This is a genomic window from Rhodococcus sp. JG-3 (assembly GCF_000482405.1).
In the GTDB taxonomy this organism is placed as follows: Bacteria; Actinomycetota; Actinomycetes; order Mycobacteriales; family Mycobacteriaceae; genus Rhodococcoides; species Rhodococcoides fascians.
The window spans coordinates 4,371,039-4,389,366 of the sequence record NZ_KI519398.1; the positions used below are offsets into that span (position 1 = coordinate 4,371,039).

At 63.8% G+C, this 18,328-nt stretch carries 18 protein-coding genes; 6 read left to right on the forward strand and 12 right to left on the reverse strand.

Annotated features, from left to right (window positions below; genetic code table 11):
* Position 1 precedes the first annotated feature (1 nt).
* From K414_RS0121910 to K414_RS0121925, 4 genes are all read right to left on the reverse strand, one after another.
* Positions 2–1,033 (reverse strand): hypothetical protein, encoded by a 1,032-nt coding sequence (locus tag K414_RS0121910; protein WP_027497879.1) that lies wholly within the window; start codon positions 1,031–1,033, stop codon positions 2–4.
* Positions 1,011–1,904, reverse strand: coding sequence for a carbon-nitrogen hydrolase family protein (locus tag K414_RS28355; RefSeq protein ID WP_051365238.1), 894 nt, complete (start codon positions 1,902–1,904; stop codon positions 1,011–1,013). Before K414_RS28355 ends, K414_RS0121910 begins: the two co-directional genes overlap by 23 nt.
* Positions 1,901–2,533, reverse strand: coding sequence for a flavin reductase family protein (locus tag K414_RS27700; protein ID WP_081701649.1), 633 nt, complete (start codon positions 2,531–2,533; stop codon positions 1,901–1,903). Before K414_RS27700 ends, K414_RS28355 begins: the two co-directional genes overlap by 4 nt.
* 159 nt (positions 2,534–2,692) lie before the next feature.
* On the reverse strand, positions 2,693–3,727 hold the full coding sequence (locus K414_RS0121925; RefSeq protein WP_027497880.1) for a formamidase: 1,035 nt from the start codon (positions 3,725–3,727) through the stop codon (positions 2,693–2,695).
* Between the two features lie 111 nt (positions 3,728–3,838).
* Here K414_RS0121925 and K414_RS27705 point away from each other — a divergent pair, with 111 nt between their 5' ends.
* Positions 3,839–4,909, forward strand: coding sequence for a substrate-binding domain-containing protein (locus K414_RS27705; protein ID WP_051365239.1), 1,071 nt, complete (start codon positions 3,839–3,841; stop codon positions 4,907–4,909).
* Here K414_RS27705 and K414_RS0121935 read toward each other — a convergent pair.
* Genes K414_RS0121935 through K414_RS0121950 form a run of 4 tightly spaced genes read right to left on the reverse strand, consistent with a single transcriptional unit; the run spans position 4,865 to position 9,069 of the window.
* Entirely contained in the window at positions 4,865–5,803 is a 939-nt protein-coding gene (locus K414_RS0121935; RefSeq protein ID WP_027497881.1) for a PfkB family carbohydrate kinase, read from the reverse strand. The genes K414_RS27705 and K414_RS0121935 overlap by 45 nt on opposite strands.
* Positions 5,800–7,266, reverse strand: a complete 1,467-nt coding sequence (locus K414_RS0121940; protein ID WP_027497882.1) for a cytosine permease — start codon at positions 7,264–7,266, stop codon at positions 5,800–5,802. The genes K414_RS0121935 and K414_RS0121940 overlap by 4 nt, the downstream gene beginning before the upstream one ends.
* A 30-nt stretch (positions 7,267–7,296) precedes the next feature.
* Entirely contained in the window at positions 7,297–8,298 is a 1,002-nt protein-coding gene (locus K414_RS0121945; protein WP_027497883.1) for an ADP-ribosylglycohydrolase family protein, read from the reverse strand.
* Positions 8,299–8,331: 33 nt separating this feature from the next.
* Positions 8,332–9,069, reverse strand: coding sequence for a GntR family transcriptional regulator (locus tag K414_RS0121950; RefSeq protein ID WP_051365410.1), 738 nt, complete (start codon positions 9,067–9,069; stop codon positions 8,332–8,334).
* A gap of 283 nt (positions 9,070–9,352) precedes the next feature.
* On the opposite strand from K414_RS0121950, the gene K414_RS0121955 reads away from it, so the two are divergent.
* A complete protein-coding gene (locus K414_RS0121955) occupies positions 9,353–11,104 on the forward strand; it encodes a pyruvate dehydrogenase (protein WP_027497885.1) in 1,752 nt (583 codons plus the stop codon).
* Between the two features lie 47 nt (positions 11,105–11,151).
* Here the strand turns inward: K414_RS0121955 and K414_RS0121960 are convergent, their stop codons facing one another.
* Positions 11,152–12,630, reverse strand: coding sequence for a carboxylesterase/lipase family protein (locus K414_RS0121960; protein WP_027497886.1), 1,479 nt, complete (start codon positions 12,628–12,630; stop codon positions 11,152–11,154).
* A 140-nt stretch (positions 12,631–12,770) separates the two neighbouring features.
* On the opposite strand from K414_RS0121960, the gene K414_RS0121965 reads away from it, so the two are divergent.
* The gene (locus K414_RS0121965) at positions 12,771–13,463 is read left to right on the forward strand and encodes a Tellurium resistance (protein WP_027497887.1); all 693 of its coding nucleotides are present in this window, start codon (positions 12,771–12,773) and stop codon (positions 13,461–13,463) included.
* 1 nt (position 13,464) lies between these two features.
* Here the strand turns inward: K414_RS0121965 and K414_RS0121970 are convergent, their stop codons facing one another.
* Entirely contained in the window at positions 13,465–14,556 is a 1,092-nt protein-coding gene (locus K414_RS0121970) for a DNA polymerase IV (RefSeq protein ID WP_037220458.1), read from the reverse strand.
* Between the two features lie 34 nt (positions 14,557–14,590).
* On the opposite strand from K414_RS0121970, the gene K414_RS0121975 reads away from it, so the two are divergent.
* Positions 14,591–15,019 (forward strand): DoxX family membrane protein, encoded by a 429-nt coding sequence (locus K414_RS0121975; RefSeq protein ID WP_228139261.1) that lies wholly within the window; start codon positions 14,591–14,593, stop codon positions 15,017–15,019.
* On the opposite strand, the gene K414_RS0121980 is transcribed toward K414_RS0121975, so the two are convergent.
* The gene (locus K414_RS0121980) at positions 15,013–16,005 is read right to left on the reverse strand and encodes a 2-oxoglutarate and iron-dependent oxygenase domain-containing protein (protein WP_027497890.1); all 993 of its coding nucleotides are present in this window, start codon (positions 16,003–16,005) and stop codon (positions 15,013–15,015) included. The genes K414_RS0121975 and K414_RS0121980 overlap by 7 nt on opposite strands.
* Positions 16,006–16,091: 86 nt before the next feature.
* Between K414_RS0121980 and K414_RS0121985 the strand changes: the two genes are divergently transcribed.
* Positions 16,092–16,760, forward strand: coding sequence for an SIMPL domain-containing protein (locus tag K414_RS0121985; protein ID WP_027497891.1), 669 nt, complete (start codon positions 16,092–16,094; stop codon positions 16,758–16,760).
* A 24-nt stretch (positions 16,761–16,784) separates the two neighbouring features.
* On the forward strand, positions 16,785–17,534 hold the full coding sequence (locus K414_RS0121990; RefSeq protein ID WP_230074967.1) for a DUF2071 domain-containing protein: 750 nt from the start codon (positions 16,785–16,787) through the stop codon (positions 17,532–17,534).
* On the opposite strand, the gene K414_RS27710 is transcribed toward K414_RS0121990, so the two are convergent.
* Positions 17,513–18,115 carry a DUF6188 family protein gene (locus tag K414_RS27710; RefSeq protein WP_051365240.1) on the reverse strand — a complete coding sequence of 201 codons (603 nt, stop codon included), beginning with the start codon at positions 18,113–18,115 and terminating at the stop codon, positions 17,513–17,515. The genes K414_RS0121990 and K414_RS27710 overlap by 22 nt on opposite strands.
* Positions 18,116–18,328: the final 213 nt, after the last annotated feature.

Here is an 18,328-nt window from a genome sequence, read left to right on the forward strand (position 1 = left end):
GTCAGTTCTCCACCAATCGACCTTCGGTGACGACGTCGATGCCGTCGATGGATACCGTGCAGGCGCGCATTCCGATGTCGAGGTGTGCGTATGAGTCTCGGCCGAGTACAGGGTGCGGGCCGGTGGACCACAGGAAGCTGCCGGCGAACGCTCGCGCGTCCATACCCATGATGTCGTCCTTGCCGTACATCGCGGCCGCGAACCAGTCGCCGGTCTTCATCAAGCCCCAGCCCATGTGGGACAGGTAGCGCGCCCACTTGTCGTTGGAGTCGGCGAAGAACATGTTGAGCAGTGCAGCTTCACCGCCGCCGGTCACCTCGTCGATGTGGCCGTTGGTGACCGTCAGCGTCGTCTCGTCCCGGACGTATTCCTTGAACGGCAACAAGATATCGCCCTCGGACAGCACGATCTTTCCGTTCGAGATCTCCGGCCAACACAACACCATGGTGGACGGCCAGTGATCCCAGCGGCCCTTGTCGTCGGCGAAGCCCACCTGGAACTCGGGCTGCGAATTGCTCAGTTGCACGGTGAGATCGGTACCGGCTTCGTTGGTGATGCGCATGGTCGAACCGTTGCGGATCAGATCGACGCCTGCCTGGACCCGCTCCTTGTCGCCGTCCTGCGGCATATTCCTGATAAGCACGTCCGGGGCGTCGCACACGAAGATGATGCGTGTTCCGGCGGCCAGGATCTCTTGCTGGATAGGCGCGTGAATGAAGCCCTCGCTGGTCAGATCGACCACGAGATCAGCTCCCTTGAGCATGTCCTGTGCGACCGAACTGTTCATGACCGACACAAGACCGGGGCCCGCACCGGTGTGGGTGCTCGGCATCGGTGCCGGACTGCCGCCGGGAACGGTGGCCGAAAGTACCTGTGCCCCCAAACTTTGAGCCGCTCCGAAGGCAGCCGAGACGTAATCCCCACGGCTCGAAGGCTCCGCGAGAATCACCACCTGCTCTCCTGGCTGCACTTTGCACAGCTCGAGCTGACGGGTGAACGCGCGCAGGAGATCAGCTGATCGCAGATCGAACATCTCGGTTCCTCTCGTGAGGGTTCTCGGTTGAATCGTTCTCGGTGATTCCGCCCAGGCGGGCAAGGTCTTTCAGATAAGGAATTTCGTCGCGTGCGTCGAGCAACTCACGGCGAGTCACTGTTGCCGAGACCGATCCGACGCTCTCGTCCATCTCGACGATGGTGCGTCCTTGCGGTCCGACGATGACGCTGTGGCCCGCGAACCGTGGGCCGTCGCCGGTCTGTCCGGTGAGTCCGGCGGCCGCGACGACGACGCCGTTCTCGAGTGCTCGGGAACGGGTGAGCAACTTCCACACGTGCAAACGGACGTGTCCGAATGCCGACGGTACGGCGATCACATCGGCTCCTCGCTGGACGAGGTCGCGGACCGTCTCGGGGAACCCTGCCTCGTAGCAGATCACGACGCCGATGGTGCCGAACGGAGTGCTGACCAGCAGTCCGCTCTCAGCGCCAGGAGTGAACACCGATTTCTCTCGGTCCCACAGAAAGCGCTTGTGTCCCAGAGCGATCAGGCCGCCCGGGCCCACGACGAGCGAGCTGTCGAAGACGATTCCGTCGGCATCACGAAACGCGATGGCCGTCACCAGAACGGTGTCGGTTTCGGCGGCGAGCGCTCCGAGCGCGGTCGACGTTCGACCGGGTACGGACTCGGCCATCGTGTCGATGCTGTCGAGATCGTAACCGCTGGCGAACAATTCGGGCAGAACGATCACCTTCGATCCGCCCGCGGCGAGAGCCTGCACCTCCGAGCGCACCGCGTCGATGTTCTGCTGCCAGGCTCCCACCCGCGAACCGGTCTGCACCACAGCGATGTCGAAGGTGTCGACAACCGCCTCGGTGTCGACACCGCGCAGACGGGCCGAGGCAGTCACTGCGCCACCCGGTTCATGTCGGTGGTGTAGAACGGGCCCGCCAGTCTGCCGAGGAAACGGTGTTCGAGAGTATCGACGTGCAGGTCGGCGGTGAGCAGGCCAGGCCTGCTGGTCACCGCCGTGACGGTCCCCAACACCAGAGTGTCCGTGCCGAGCGCAATTTCCTGCATCGTGCGACATTCGAGAGACACCAGGGATTCGAGCACCGACGGGGCCGCGACGGACACCGACGGCACTGCGGTCATGTGCGAGAGCTCGAACTCGTCGACATCGGCATCGACGGTGGCGAAACTTGCGGTCACCGCATCCACGGTGTCCGCGGACGGAATGTTGACGACGAATTCGCCGGTGTCGCGAATGTTGACCAGTGTGTCCTTGAACTCTCCGGGGAATCCGATGCGTTCACCGATGGAGATCATCAGCGTCGCCGGGTTGCGCGACGCGACATTGAAGAAGCTGAACGGTGCCAGGTTGAGGACGCCGTCGCCGGAGACCGTCGAGATCCAGGCGATAGGACGTGGCTGCACCGCACAGGACAGCAGTTTGTACACATCCCCCGACGACATCGATTCGATGTCGTGGCGGGTGCGATCCGTGAGCTCCAGAGAGTCGCCTACCTGGGAAGTCATCGAAACGAGCCTTCTTTCGCTTGCTGTGCAACCGGTCGTGCAACCGATTGCGTTGTCATGACGATAGAGGGGTTTCTCGGTCGATGTCGAGCTTTGGGCCACAAATCCGAAACCAATTAATGGCACCGTTACACGGGCACCGGCTGCGTAACCTGCGCCTTACTCGCCGCGCATCCCGGCCCTGGCCGTATCGATCGGACTACCGTCTCGACGCGGCGGCCCGTATCCCTCCGAAGACCCGTCGACAATGCGAACCTCGTCCTCCCACGGAACTCGGTAGGTTCCGTCGGCGAGATCGCGGACGTAGGTGTACGGGCAGTCACGCGCCCCTCCATCGAGCGCGGTGTACCCACGATGCCCCAGTTGATAGATGTTGTTCTCCACTCCCCACTCGCGACGTGCCGCGTCGGCCCTGGCCGGCTCGATCGACACGGTCACCACCCGATCGGGTGTGGAATCGCCGCGCTCGATGATCGTTCCTTCGTAGTCGCACACCATCGCCTCCCCCATCGACGGGATGCCGTTGCCGTCCTCCCCCGCCAAACAGACCGAGGCAGTGTACGCCAGGTTGTGGAATGCATTGGCCTCGTTGGTGATACGCCAGGACTGCCGAAGAGGGAACTTGTAGCCGGCCGTGCGCAGCAACACGTTGGCACCGCGGTAGCTCGCTTCACGGGCGACTTCGGGGAACATTCCGTCGTGACAGATCAACAGCGACAGCACCGAACCCTTCGGTCCCGGGCAGACCGGCAGACCGATGTCGCCGGGCTCCCAAGGCTCCTTGGGCGTCCAGGGGTGAAGTTTGCGGACGTACAGGGCAATCTCACCCTGATCGTCGACGATTATTCCTGAGTTGAACGGCGCTCCACCGGGGTTGCGTTCCATGATGCTGAAGCACCCCCACACCGTCGACTCACGGCACGCGTCGCGCAATCGCTCCACCTGCGGACCGTCCATGTCGCACATCACCTCGTCGGACGCCCACGACGATTTGCGTAGACCGTGCAGCGAGTACTCCGGGAAGACCACGAGGTCGAGCGCCGCGAACCCGGCCTTCGCCTCGCGCAGCTGCCTGCACACGCGATCGGTCGTCGCGTCGACATCGTCCAAGCTCGTGATCAGCGGAACCTGCTGCTGAACCAGGCCAAGCGTGAGTGACGTCGGCGACGGATTGAGACCACCAAGACCTGTCATCTATTGTCCGTTCCTAGGGGCAACTTGTTGCGCAAACGATTGCGCACGGTGCTAGCTTAGGGGTCATCAGGGGTCGGGGCAGCGCCGACGGAGGATCGAGGGGAACCGCCAGTGGACAGCACCAGTTCGGGGAGCGTCACGCTCAAAACGGTCGCAGCGGCTGCGGGAGTGCATGTTTCGACCGTCTCTCGTGCTCTGCGACGCGTTGCGCTCGACCCGGCAGGTGCGAGCGCCGGAGATCTGCGATTGTTCGAGCTGGCCCGCGATATGGACTACGTCCCCAACCCCAACGCGGCGAGCTTGACCACCAAGAAATCCACTGCGTTCGGAGTACTCGTCCCGCGATTGACCGATGTGGTGCTCTCTGCGATGTACGACGCCATCGAGGAAACAGCGAATCGTGCCGGGTACGAGACCTTCGTCGCCAACACCCACGACGATCCGATTCAGCAGCGTCGACGCATCGACCTGTTGCTCGGCCGCAACGTCGACGGCCTCATCTTCGGTGATGCTCGCCTCGACAGCGAGAACCTCGAAAACCTCCAGCGCCGAGGGATCAAGTTCGTGCTCATCAGCCGCAGATACCCGGGCATGACCTCCGTGACGTGCGACGACCATCGGGGCGGCTACCTCGCCGGTGAGCACCTGGCCGGACTGGGCCACACCCGAGTGGGGATCGTGTCCGGCCCTGCGTGGGCCAGCACCGGAATCGACCGCTTGGAGGGCTGCCGCGCTGCCCTCCGCGACGCAGGCATCGACGTTCCGGACGAGTACGTACGGGAAGAGGGGTTCGATCCCGATGCCGGAAGGCGCGGGGCGAGCGCCCTTCTGTCGCTGCCGACTCCCCCGACGGCGATCTTCGCGACCAACGATTTCAGCGCCATCGGAGTGCTCGGCGTGCTGCGTCAGTCGGGTCTGCAGCCAGGACGCGACGTAGCCGTCGTCGGCTACAACGACATCTCGATCTGCAGCGAGTTGACCGTTCCGTTGACGACGATTCACAGCCCACACCGCGAAATCGGCACGCGCGCAGCAGAGATGCTGCTGGCGGTCACCCATGGACTTCCGGTGTCCTCGATGGCGTTGACACCGACCCTCGTCGTGCGCGACTCGACGGTTCCAGGACGGAGTCGTCTCTCACCCGTCGAGAGGACGACCGCGGATCAACGCGTCGGTACGTGACCGAGGCGGAGCCGTCGCCGGTCCTCGCTCGGTGACCGCAAGTGCTGCAGCAGCATTGGCCCGCAGCGCCGCGTCGTACAGACCGAGCCCACGGGACAGCCCTGCCAACAACACCCCGGCGTGAGCATCGCCCGCGCCGTTCGAGTCCACCGCCTGCACCTCGAACCCCGGAACCGATTGCGACGTCCGTCTACCGCCCGCGATTCGACAACCGTCCGGACCGGTACGGAGTACCACCGCCGCATCGGGCCGCACCCTCGTCACCAATTCGGCCGCGATGGAATCGATATCGACCTCATCCGTCATGAGCATGCCCTCGCGTAGATTCACGCTCACGACGTCGGCACGGGCGAGAACGGCGTCCACCACGTCGCGGTTCAGCGTGGCGATCAATGGAGACGGATCGAACAGCACCGTGACGTCCGCGGGAAGCGTCGGCAGCCACGCGGTCAATGCTGCGGCGTTGCTCTCGTGCGCCAGCCCGTAGCCGGTGACGTACACCAAGTCTGCACTCCGCACCCCTGCCGCCTCGAGGTCCCCGACACCAAGTTCCGCCTCGGCCCCCGGGTAGGTCACGAACGTGCGCTCGGTGTTCGCATCGACGAGGGCGATACAGAACCCCGAGTCCTGTTCAGACGGTGCGGTATTGACTATGCGGGCACCGCTGGCGGACAGAGCTTCGCGGACGATCGAACCATAGTGACCGGACCCGTATCTGCCGGCGAAGATCACCGGCAGATCATCACGAATCGCGGCGACCATCACGTTGAGTCCACCGCCCGCGGTCTCGTTCAGTGACGTCGCTACGACGTCACCTCCCGGAACCGGCACTTCGGGTACGGCCATCACCACGTCGACGATCACCTGACCGGTATGGATCAGTCGCGGACTCACCGAGAGACCGTCTCGGTCCGCCGCGCTCCACCGGTGACGAGATAGAGCCCGGCGGCGATCACGAACGACGCCACCCAGCCGAGTCCGTTGTCACCGATCCAGCTGCCGGACAGCGGTCCGGTGTAGATCACGTCGCCGTCCACCGTGATCGCAGTGAACAGGAAGCCCACCACGATTCCCGCCGCCCAGCTCGCGAAGGCGTACCAGTTGACTCCGCCGGTGTACCAGTAGCGACTGGTGTTGCCCACGTTCATGATCGATGCCGCGTCGTACGTCTTCCGTTTGATCATGTCCGTCATGAACACACCGAGCCATGCCGTCAGAGGTACGGCGAGAACCGAGATGAAGGTGATGAACGGTCCGTAGAAGCCGTCGGAGATCAGCATGAAATAGATGGCGCCGACGAACGTGACGAAGACGTCGACTCCGACCGCATAGACCCGCTTGATCCGGAAACCGAGGGTCAACGTGGTGAGACTGGCCGAATACACCGAAAGATGGTTGGACAACAGCAATCCGCCGAATGCGGTGATCAGATACGGAACGGCCATCCAGGCCGGCAGAATTTCTCGGATTGCCGCAACCGGATCCGATGCGGACGCAAGGCTGTTGTCGCCTGCCGACAGCAGCGCGCCGAGTCCGATCAGCAGAACGAGGGGAATTCCGGCTCCGGCCGCGCTGGACAGCACCAACGAGCCGGCTCCCACACTCTTTCGTTGATATCGCGACATGTCGGCTCCGGCATTCGCCCAACCGATACCTGTTCCAGCAGCTATGGTTCCGACACCGATGACCATCGCACTGATGGATCCGGCCGGGGTACTGGTCACTGCAGTCCAGTCGACGGTGGCGATCAGGAAGATTGCGACGAAGATGTTCAGCGCACCGAAAATCCACGTGGACCAGCGTTGGATGACGAGGATCGCCGCATGCCCCAGACCGCTGACCACCAGTGTGAGCACGATGAAGACGACGATGGAGACGATCGTGACGACGGCATGATCCTTCGCGACGCCGGATCCACCGAAGATCAGTGTGAAGATCGACAGCAACACGAATGCCGCGGTCGTGGTGTTGACGGTTTCCCAGCCGAGTCGCGACATCAGCGAGACCAGTGTGGGGCCGATGTTTCCGCGAACCCCGAAGGTGGCTCGCGACAACGTGAGACTCGGTGCCCCGCCACGTTTACCGGCAATCGACACGATTCCAACGATGGCGAACGAACCCGCCGCGCCCACCAGGGCGACAATCAATGCTTGCCAGATATTCAGACCGGTGAAGACCACCAGGGTAGCCCCGAGCGGTAGACCGAGAATGGAAATGTTCGCGGCGAACCACACCCAGAACAACTGCAGCGGATTACCGTTGCGCTCGTCGTCCGGGACTGGCTCGATCCCCCGAGTTTCCAGGGACAATACGTCGACTGTCGTGTCCGATGCAGACGTGGAAGCGGATGAGGTCATGGTTGTGCTCCAAGGGTGAGTCGAACTGTGTCAGTTCGTGTTACGGAGAGCAAGCAGTCGGTCGACGATGGGCTCCAGATCGAGCTTGTTCACGTCGGTTACCGTTCGTATCGCTTCGCCGGGCCACGCTGCCAGGCCGCCGACGGCACCGCGAATTGCGCCGGCTATTGCTGCGATCGTGTCGGTGTCGCCGCCGATGGTGGCGGCTGCCAGTACGACGTCCCAAGGGTCGTCGTACGCAACGGCCAGAGCGAAGGCCGCTACCACTGATTCCTGTGACGCGACGGACGTGCCGATGACGTCTGCCACTGTGTCCGTGATGGGCCGGTCGGCGGACTTGCCGACCAGCTCGACTGCCCAACGAATACGGGCTGCGATGTTTCCACCGGCGACCCAATATCCCCGGGTGGCCCCCTCGGTGGCGGCGGCGACACCGATGTCGACCGCCTCGTGCAATTCCGCACCCGCGATCCCGGCGCTGATGGCTCCGGCAACCGCTGCGGCGGAGGCTATTCCGAGTGACGTGTTGTGGGTGACGAAACTGCAACTGTAGATCGCGTCGACGAACGGCGCGATACCGCCGTCCAACGATGCCGCAATTGCCGCAGGTGTGATTCGCATGGCCGCACCGTTGGTGCTGCCGAACTTGCCCGCCTCGTTCGGGTCGGAGCCGTCGAGTATTCGTTCCACAGCTCGCTTGGTGGACGGCCCGAGCAGATCCAAAGATCCGCGCGCGGACATCTCGGACTCCCACGCGATCAAGGCGCGGGCGAAAGCCGAGGGATCGACCCTACCGTCACCGTCGATGATCAACTGGGCCAACATGATCGCCTGCTCGGTGTCGTCGGTGATCGAGCCCGCCGACATGCCGTGCGCGATCCGCTGACGGGGACCGGCGGCGACGAATCCGCGTAGTTGGCCGTAATCCTCAGCAATGTCCCCGCGACACATCGATTGCGTCGGCATTCCCAGCGCGTCTCCCAGCGCCAGGCCATAGAAAGCCCCGAGGGCGCGATCGCGTGAAGCAGACATCGAAACAGTCCTCGCAGAGAGTGGGGTCATCGGTCAGGAATTGAAAGTGAGATGGAGCCGAAATCGGTCGGGCGCGAGCAGGCTGACGACCTTCTCGACGAACCGACCCGACGCGTCTCGACTGACACGAATGCTGTGCAGGTACGGGGTGCCCACCGGCACTTCGAGAACGGCTGCATCGGCCGCGTCGACGGGAACCACCGAGACCCATTGCTCGCCGCTGGCAGCCACGAGCCCCGCAGACCTCAAGGTTGCCGTCAGCGATTCTTCTACCAATCCGTTCTCGGGCAGGTCCGCAAGCGAACCGAGCGCCGGAACACGGCTACGCTCCAGCGACACCGGTCGCCCGTCGACCACGTGCCGCACTCGGTCGACGGCAACGAAGTTCAACGTGGAAGTACCGGCCTCGGCTGCCAACTCGGGGTCGACGATGCGCTCGACCCGGAGAGTGCGGGTGTGCATCTCGACGCCCGCGGAGGACAGGGCCCGCGCCCATCCGTCCGCAGTCTCGATCTGATGACCATCGAAGGTGACGAGTGATCCTATGCCGCTTCGCTTTTGGATGAGGTTCTGTTCTTCCAATTCGCTGAGCGCCGATCGGATGGTTCCGCGACTGACCGAGAACTCGCGGGCAAGGTCGTTCTCTCCGGGCAAGAACGAGCCTGAGGGGATGTCGCCGGACTCGATGGTGTTCTTGAGCGAGGCGAGTACCTGTTGGCGCTTGTGCCGTGCGCGTTCCGGTGTGCGCTGAGTCATAGCGGGCTCGGTCATGTCAGTACCGTACATCCCAAGAATGAACCTGTACAGAGCCTGTTCATTTGAATGTCGCCATCGGCAGACAGCACGTCAGGACAGCCCCAGTCTTCGATGAGTGCTGGCAGGAATTTCGCCACGTGACGGAGATCGCGTCGGGCCTCTACCTGGGCTTTGCTCTTGCGGTAGCGATCGCGCTGCACTTCTATGTTTCGTACACCCTCGGCGCCGGGAAGGCGTCGAGAATGCGCACAGGGCACATCGACCCCGAGGCGCGCTACTACATCCGAGGAGAAAAACTATGTCCACCACAGTGGCCGATCAACTCGTTCGCGGACTCGTCGACGCCGGAGTTCGGCGCATCTACGGAATCGTCGGCGACAGTCTCAACCCGGTGGTCGACGCGGTGCGTCGGACCGGAGGGTCGGCCAAGGGCGGCATCGACTGGATCCATGTTCGCCACGAGGAAGCCGCGGCGTTCGCGGCATCGGCGGACGCGCAGACCACCGGCACCCTCGCCGTGTGCGCCGGCTCCTGCGGACCGGGTAACCTGCATCTGATCAACGGGCTGTTCGACGCACACCGTTCCGGCGCACCGGTTCTCGCGATCGCATCCCACATTCCCAGCAGCGAGATCGGGTCGGGGTACTTCCAGGAGACGCATCCCGATCGCCTGTTCGTCGAATGCTCGCTGTACAACGAGTTCGTCTCCACCGCCGAGCAAGCACCGCGCGTCTTCCGCGCCGCGATCAACGCAGCGATCACCGGCGGCGGAGTATCGGTGGTGACGCTCCCCGGTGACATCGCCGAGCTGTCCGCTGCCGGCGCAATGGATCCCATCGCCATTCCGTCGACTCCCGTCGTCACTCCGCCCGCCGCCGACATCCAACAGCTGGCCGACGCCATCAACAAAGCCGAGAAGGTCGCGATCTTCGCCGGCTACGGCGTCAAGGGTGCCCATGACGAGGTCGTCGCATTCGCCGACACCATCGGCGCTCCCGTCGGACATTCGTTGCGCGGCAAGGAGTTCATCCAGTACGACAACCCGTACGACGTCGGCATGACCGGCCTGCTCGGCTACGGAGCTGCGCACGCCGGTATCCACGACGCGGATCTGTTGATCCTGCTCGGCACCGACTTTCCGTACCAACAGTTTCTTCCCGAGGATGTCGCGACCGCGCAGATCGACATCGATCCGACCAAGTTGGGCCGCCGTACCTCGGTGAAGTACCCCATCCACGGAGACGTGAGTGCAACTCTGAACGCGTTGGCTCCGTTGGTCACTCGCAAGACCGATCGCCGCTACGCAGAGAAGTGGTTGGACAAGCACAACGACCTGATGGGCAAGACAGTCGGCGCGTACACCCGCAATGCCGAGAAGCTCGTGCCGATCCATCCCGAGTTCGCCGCGTCCGTGCTCGACGATCTGGCCGACGACGATGCCGTGTTCACCACCGACACCGGTATGTGCAACGTGTGGACCGCCCGATACATCAACCCCACCGGCAGAAGAGCTTTCGTCGCGTCGATGCTGCACGGCTCGATGGCCAACGCGCTACCGCACGCCATCGGGGCGCAGTTCGCGCACCCGGGCCGTCAGGTCGTCTCCATCTCGGGTGACGGTGGATTCTCGATGATGCTCTCCGAACTCCTCACCGTGGCGATGTACAAGTTGCCGGTGAAGATCGTCATGTTCGACAACTCGACCCTGGGCATGGTCAAGGCCGAGATGCTCGTCGACGGCCTCCCCGACTTCGGTGTAGACGTGCCACAGGTCGACTACACCGGAATCGCCAAGGCTGCGGGCATTCACGCGCAGCGCGTAGACCAGCCGGGTGATATTCGCGGCGCACTCGAAACCGCGTTCGCCACGGACGGGCCTGCCCTGGTGCAACTGATCACCGATCCGCTGGCACTGTCGGTGCCGCCGACCCTCACCGGCGAGCAGCTCAAGGGCTTCGCGCTCGCGATGAGCAAGGTGGTTCTCAACGGCGGTGTAGGAGAAGCAGTTCGGATGGCGAAGTCGAACCTGCGTAACGTTCCGCGTCCCTGATCGAGACCCAGCACCGGTGGTACGGCATGTACCACCGGTGCTGTCGTCTACCGGATCTTGTCCCACAGCTCCCGCTGCGCCGCACGAGGATCCTGCACCGAAGCCGACACCTCGTCGAATGTCATGACCGTTCGCTCCGCCCCGTACGGGGCCCAGCCCGGGTCGCCTGCCGTGACAAAGTCCACCCAGGCGCGGTGAGTCCGGTCGGCGAGTTTCTGCGGAGGGTTCGGCCCGAGGAGCAACCCTCCGGTGCCCTCGGCGAGGTTGTCGAAGACGAACGGGATCTCGATTGCATGGCAGGCACCCAGCTTGCCCTCGTACGACGGTGACGGCCAAGCGAATTCGTACATATACGTCGCGGAACCCGAACGAGCCTCGGCGATACGGATGACAGGAATTCGGAAGAACCAGTCGGTCATCGCGGCCATCATGACCTCACCTGCGGTGGCGTCGGGTGTGTCGGCGCGGTAGAGCTCGAGCACCCGGTCTGCGTCGGCGCCCATGCCCGCCACGGCCATTCGCAGCAGATTCTCGTCGATGTGCCGGAACACCCCGCTGGGTACGAAGAACAGCGCATGTTCGTCGGAGTTGGATCCGACCATGATCTCGACGTCTGCGGCGGAGCCGGCGGCGATCGCATCGATCGGCCGGGCCGGCACCACATCCCCGTCGATGTGCGGCTCGTACGCCATGACGTTGAGGACCAGCTCGCCCCACAGACGCGGATCGGGTTGCTTGGCAATACGATTCGACAGCGCGGTCTGCGCGGCCGTCAAGTCCGCCACCTGCACCGAACCGAAACCGTCGACGGTGGGTTCCACACCGAGGTCCGACGCCAACGCCGCGGTCACCTTTTTCGCGGTCTCCTCCGTCAGCACATGGTGCCCGCCGCCGCTCTGCAGGATGGCGCGGCGGAACAGCCCCTTCGCGCGAGGCATCGACAGCAGAGTGCCCACACTCATCGCGCCCGCCGACTCCCCCGCAACCGTCACCTGGGCGGGGTCGCCGCCGAACGCCGCAATGTTGGCGGCCACCCATTCGAGCGCCGCAACCTGATCCAGCAGACCGCGGTTGGCGGGCGCTCCGTCGATCGCCAGGAATCCGTCGACGCCCAATCGGTAGTTGATGGTGACGCACACGATTCCGTCGCGGGCGAACGCGGTGCCGTCGTACGTGGGTACCGCGCCGCTGCCGTTGGTGAACGACCCACCGTGAATCCATACCAGTACCGGCAACCCCGCAGCCTCGACGTCGGGCGTCCAGACATTCACGTTCAGGCAATCGTCTCCGTCGATCGCCACCTCGGACAGAATCTGGTCGATCGGGCTGGGAAATCCGGGCTTGGGAGCCGTCGGGCCGAATTCGGTGGCCTGCCGGACGCCCTCCCACGACTCGGGTTGCTGTGGTGCCTGGAAGCGGTGTGCACCGAAGGGCGGTGCCGCGTACGGGATTCCCTTGAAGGCGCTCACCCCCGCAACTGTGCGACCACTGAGTTTCCCTTGCGCGACCTCTACGACCGGGTTCATCGGTTCCTTTCGGTTTCGAACGTGAGAACTCCATAGTGCACTCCCGGCCCACGTCGTCGACCCCGGTTGCGGTTATTCTCGACGGACCGCCCAAACCGGACATCGCGATCCGGAACTCGACCGTTTCGGAAGGCTCCACGATGGCCATCGACTACACCCGCAAGCCCTCCCAGCCCGCCCAGCCCGCCGCGTCGGTCAACCTGAGCAAGGTGACGCTGTCCAAGGCGTCGCCCACCATCAGTTTGACCAAGTCCGGTGAGAAGCAGGGGTCGATGCGGGTGAATCTCAACTGGTCGAGCGGGGCACCTGCCGCGCAACCGAAGAAGAAGGGCTTTCTGGCGAAGCTGGCCGCCGCGTCGTACGGCACCGGAGGGGTCGACCTCGACCTCGGCTGCCTCTACGAGCTGCGCGACGGTTCCAAGGGCGTCATTCAGGCACTGGGAAACAGCTTCGGGTCGTTGCAGCAGCCGCCGTTCATCGCGCTCGACGGCGACGACCGCTCGGGCTCGGTCAGCGGCGGAGAGAACATGCACATCAATCTCGCCGACCCCGACAAATTCACACGCATTCTGATCTTCGCGATGATTTACGACGGCGCGCCCAACTGGGCTGCGGTCGACGGCGTGGTGACCCTGTACCCCACCAGCGGTCCACAGGTGGAGGTTCGCCTGGACTCGGCCGAGAACTCGGCACGGATCTGCTCGATCGCGTTGCTGCAGAACACGTCCGCCGGGATCACCGTGACGCGCGAGGTGGAGTACATCCAGGGCAGCCAAGCCGATCTCGACAAGAAGTACGGCTGGGGAATGAAGTGGGCTGCCGGCCGAAAGTGACCTAGGACGCTGGTTTCGGTTGCGGCGGAACCATTTCCAGTCGCACACCGATCAAGCGAACCTCTCGACTGTGGTCGAGCCGGTCCACCAGGGCCACCGCGGCCGACGTGAGAGTCGCTGCATCGAAGGTTGGCGGGCCCGCGATCGGCGCGCTGACGGTATGCGTCTCGAACGGGGCATACCGGATCTTCAATGCTGCGCGGACCGCAGGTCGGTTCTCGCTTTCGATGTCTGCGAGCACCTTCGACGTCAAATTCGCGACCTCGTCCCTGATCACGGTCCAGTCGGCGACGTTGGTCTGGAACGTGACTTCCCGACTATGAGATCGCGCGACCCACGGTTCGGATGTCACCGGGGACAGCTCGATCCCCCTACCCTTCGTACCGAGCCACGGCCCGATCTTCGGCCCGAACGCCGCGGCAAGGTCTGCGTCGTCCGCATCGGCCAATTCACGGACGGTGGTGATACCGAGTGCAGCAAGCCGGGTGGAGATCTTCTTGCCGATTCCCCACAGCGCATCGGTGCCGCGCTCTCCCATCACCTCGTACCAATTGTCCTGGGTGAGTTGGTAGATACCCTGAGGCTTGTCGAAATCGGTGGCGATCTTCGCTCGAAGCTTGTTGTCCCCGATCCCGACCGAGCAATGCAGCCCGGTCGCATCGAACACCGCGTCGTGCACGGTCCTGGCGAATGTCCTCGGATCGTCGGTCTCGACGCCCAGGAAGGCCTCGTCCCAGCCGATCACCTCCACCACCACCCCGAGGGAACGCAACGTGTCCATCACCGTCGCCGACGCCTCGTCGTATGCCGGCTTGTCGACGGGAAGAAAGACGGCGTCGGGAATCTTCTTCGCTGCGATCCGCAGCGGCATTCCGGATCCGACGCCCTTCGCCCGCGCCTCGTAGGACGCCGTCGACACCACCCCACGCTCGGTCGGATCTCCCCTGCCGCCGACCACGACGGCTTTGCCCACGAGGTCGGGGTTCCTCAGCACCTCGACCGCTGCGATGAATTGGTCGAGATCGACGTGCAGTACCCAGCGCCGCCGAGTGGCATCGGTCGACGCATGCTCGGTCGTGGTGGTCCCGGTCATGGTCACCAGTGTGCCCGTGGTGTCTCATGGCGCAATGACGAAATCGATATCTCGGACCATCGGCCGGATCGTGCTGGGAGCATTTCTCGTCTTCGCCGGTCTGAGCCATCTGTTCTGGGCACGCAGCACCTTCGCGGCCCAGGTACCGACATGGATGCCCGTCGACACCGACTTCGTCGTCCTGGCTTCGGGCGTCGTCGAGATCGTTCTCGGTCTTGCTCTCCTGTTCTGGACTGCTCGCTCAGCACTCGTGGGATGGGTGGTGGCCGCCTTCTTCGTCGCCGTCTTCCCAGGAAACATCTCTCAATTCGTCACGCACACCGACGCGTTCGGTCTCGACTCGGATGCCGCACGCGGCATCCGACTGCTGTTCCAACCCCTTCTGATCGTGTGGGCGCTGTGGTGCACCGGTGCCTGGGCACAATGGCGCGCCTCGAATGAGGGTCGCAGCCAGCGTCACTGAGCGGAGCTGTGCCCGGCGGGAACGATGCCGTGGTGTAACAGAGCCACGTCGGGATGTGCGCGCGTACGGGATTTCCAGGCGTTCGCCCCGTAGGTGTCGTAGATGGGGTTGGCGGGATCGTCCTCGACGCCACGTGAGTGCCGTGCCAGTTCCGGTGGCAGCGTGATGATCGGTACGACGGCATCGAGTGCGGGACTGAGGAAGTACGGCACCGATACCCGGTCGGTACCCGGCCCGGGGGCGATCACCCGATGCCGCGTCGCGCGGAGGTAGCCGCCCGTCGCCACTTCCAGCAGCTCACCGATGTTGACGATGAATGCGCCCTCCAGAGGCGGCACATCGACCCAGCTATCCGCGGTCGTCTCCACCTGCAAACCGGCCGAGTCGGGTTCGACCAGGAGCAGCGTCAACACCCCAGAATCCTTGTGCGCACCCACACCCTGTGAGTGATCCGGCGTCCCCGGGTAGCGCACGACTTTCATCAACGTTGCCGGCGCCGTGCCGAACGCGTCGTCGAACACGTGGTCGTCCGCGCCGAGAGAGGCCGCCCAATGTCTGAGCAGCGCGAGTCCGATCTGCGACACCGATCGCTCCCACTGCTCGAACGTCTCGCGGAAGCCCTCGGGCTCGGACGGCCACAGGTTCGGTCCTTGCAGATTCCAGTAGCCCTGCGCATGCTCGATCGCCGGCCGCTCGGGACCGATGTCGATCTGCTCGCGCCAATCGACCCGACCGTTGGTCAGCTCGCCGCCCACTCGCGAGTAGCCGCGAAAGTGTGGGCTCTTCAGTTGACTGATCTCGTCCTTGACGGCGTCGGGCACCGCGAAGAATGCCCGCGCCGAACGCAACACGTCGGCCATCCGGTCGGTGCCGATGCCGTGTCCGACGAGGTAGAAGAACCCCGAGTCGTGGGCTGCCTCGCGCAGAGCTCGTCGGAAGGTCTGTGGGTCGTGTTCGGACGACTCGAGATCGAGAACAGGGAGCATGACCCGATTGTCCTCCGCACCTGACGCGTCGGCCAGCAGTGTTGAGATTCGATGAATCTCCGTGCCCGGATGCCAGACTGGACGCCATGAGCCCGGAAGCACTCGACATCACCGTCGTCGGTCACGGCGAGGTGACCTACCCACCCGAACAATGCACGTTGTCCCTGACGGTGCGTACCGACGGCCGCAGCGCCGAGTCCGCGTCGGAGCCGGCGGGGCAACTCGTACGTGAGCTCACTCGCCTCATCGAACCCCTCTACAACAGTGAACACGGGCCGATCGATCGATGGACCATCGATCAGGTTCGGCGTTCCCGTCACCGCCCGTTCAATCAGGACGGCGAACAACTTCCGTACGTCTATCAGGCCGAAGCGTCCGTCGAAGTGAAGTTCAGCCAACTCGACCTGGTGGATGCCTTCGTGTACGCGGCATCCGCTCTCGACGGGGTCTCGATCGACCACTTCGACTGGGACCTCACCGAACCGAGCAGGAAAGCCCACACCCATGAGGTCCGCGAACGTGCAGTGCAGGATGCTGTGTCCAAGGCAGAGGCCTATGCGTCGAGCCTGGGAAGGGTGAATGTGACGGCCGTGGCCGTTGCCGATCCCGGACTGCTGACGGGGTCTGCCGAACGCGGCGTCACCGAGCCGACCCACCGCATGCTTGCCGCACAATCCGGGCCCGCCGCGTTCGCCCTGAAGCCCGAGAACATCACGATCTCCGCCAGCGTGCACGCCAGATTCACCGCCTCCTGACGTGGCGCGCCTACCCTCGAATACATGAACCGCGACGATGCCCGACGCCTCTGGCCCCGGCCACCGCTGTTGCCTCGTCCGATTCTGATGGACCAGCGGTGGGAACGACTCGTCTTCCTACACTGGCGAGTACCGAGTTCGGTTGTAGCGCCGCTGTTACCGGACGGGTGCGTACCGGACGAGTTCGACGGTTCGTCGTGGGTCGGTCTCATCGGGTTCCACATGGTCGGTGCTGGTCTCGGATATCGGCACCCGGTGCCGTACTTCGGGACCTTCGGCGAGATCAATGTACGGCTGTACTCGATCGACGCAGAAGGCCGACGCGGTGTCGTCTTTCGCTCCCTCGAGGCGACCCGACTCGCAGTCGTCGTGGGCACCAATGCCGCACGTATCCCCTACCGGTGGGCATCGATCGATATCGACGACGACAAGCGAGCAATTTCCTACCGAAGCCGGCGGCTGGCACCGCCGAAACGCGGTGCGACGACGGACTTCGGCATCGTCCGGGGCACACGCGACATGTCCGACGACCCGCTGGCGGTCTTCCTCACCGCACGCTGGGGACTGCACACCGCGCTGGGCGGACGCCTGCTGTACGTGCCGAACGTGCATCGACATTGGGCCCTGGTGGACGCGGAACTGACCCACTGCTCGGATCAGTTGGTTGAGGCTGCGGGTCTACCGGGGGTCTGTACTCGAACACCCGACTCGGTGCTGTACTCGGACGGGGTCGCAACTCAGTTCGGCAAGCCCTATGTGGTGCGTGGTCGGTAGAAGATGACGTGCCCGGACGACAACTCGACGACCCAGTCCCCGCCCGCGTCGGAACTGACAGTAACGCTCTCCCGAAGCACCAAGTAACCCGCGTCGAGCGGTAGATCGAAATTCAGGCAAGTTCCGTCGGAGAATTCTACTGAAGCATCGTCGCCGGTAGATATCCGAACGACGGTCGCACCGATCGAGGGCAGACCCTCCCGAGTGGATACTTCGTCGCTTCGGTGCGGCGGTGCCGGCCACGATTCGACGGTGCCCTCGGCACCACACAGCACGGTCGACCCGTCGGCCGCACAGAATTCCCACGACTCGACCTCGGGTCGTGGATGGGCCACAACTCGCGTCCGTCCGTCGAATGTCAGACGGAGAACACCGGATTCGTCGAACTCGGCATCATCGCAGACGAGACCGAGCAACACGGCGAACGCCCTGAGTCCCTCGAATTGATTGTCTTCGTCGACGACAAGATCATCTACGACGACTTCACTGAACGCGACAGTGGCACCGCTGTCGAATTCGATGGTCAGATCGAAATCGAGCAGAACCTTGTGGACGCGCTGGCCGTCGACGGGAAGTTTCATCGAACACGACTGTGCCACACGAATCCAGCGCGGTACACAGTGCGCACGCGTTCTTTCGATCGTGCTGTGTGGGTAGTGGTTTCGAATGCAAAATACCCCTGACCGTGAGGTCAGGGGGATTTTGGGATGTTGTGTTCGGCGGTGTCCTACTCTCCCACACCCTGTCGAGTGCAGTACCATCGGCGCTGGAGGGCTTAGCTTCCGGGTTCGGAA

Coding starts and splice junctions, on each gene's coding strand:
- K414_RS0121980 (WP_027497890.1), bottom strand. CDS start 16,005: ATGCTCCCTGTTCTCGATCTCGAGTCGTCCGAACACGACCCACAGACC.
- K414_RS27710 (WP_051365240.1), bottom strand. CDS start 18,115: ATGAAACTTCCCGTCGACGGCCAGCGCGTCCACAAGGTTCTGCTCGAT.
- K414_RS0121910 (WP_027497879.1), bottom strand. CDS start 1,033: ATGTTCGATCTGCGATCAGCTGATCTCCTGCGCGCGTTCACCCGTCAG.
- K414_RS0121965 (WP_027497887.1), top strand. CDS start 12,771: ATGGCCATCGACTACACCCGCAAGCCCTCCCAGCCCGCCCAGCCCGCC.
- K414_RS0121925 (WP_027497880.1), bottom strand. CDS start 3,727: ATGACAGGTCTTGGTGGTCTCAATCCGTCGCCGACGTCACTCACGCTT.
- K414_RS0121985 (WP_027497891.1), top strand. CDS start 16,092: ATGAGCCCGGAAGCACTCGACATCACCGTCGTCGGTCACGGCGAGGTG.
- K414_RS0121940 (WP_027497882.1), bottom strand. CDS start 7,266: ATGACCTCATCCGCTTCCACGTCTGCATCGGACACGACAGTCGACGTA.
- K414_RS0121950 (WP_051365410.1), bottom strand. CDS start 9,069: ATGACCGAGCCCGCTATGACTCAGCGCACACCGGAACGCGCACGGCAC.
- K414_RS0121970 (WP_037220458.1), bottom strand. CDS start 14,556: ATGACCGGGACCACCACGACCGAGCATGCGTCGACCGATGCCACTCGG.
- K414_RS0121945 (WP_027497883.1), bottom strand. CDS start 8,298: ATGTCTGCTTCACGCGATCGCGCCCTCGGGGCTTTCTATGGCCTGGCG.
- K414_RS27700 (WP_081701649.1), bottom strand. CDS start 2,533: ATGACTTCCCAGGTAGGCGACTCTCTGGAGCTCACGGATCGCACCCGC.
- K414_RS0121990 (WP_230074967.1), top strand. CDS start 16,785: ATGAACCGCGACGATGCCCGACGCCTCTGGCCCCGGCCACCGCTGTTG.
- K414_RS0121955 (WP_027497885.1), top strand. CDS start 9,353: ATGTCCACCACAGTGGCCGATCAACTCGTTCGCGGACTCGTCGACGCC.
- K414_RS0121975 (WP_228139261.1), top strand. CDS start 14,591: ATGACGAAATCGATATCTCGGACCATCGGCCGGATCGTGCTGGGAGCA.
- K414_RS0121960 (WP_027497886.1), bottom strand. CDS start 12,630: ATGAACCCGGTCGTAGAGGTCGCGCAAGGGAAACTCAGTGGTCGCACA.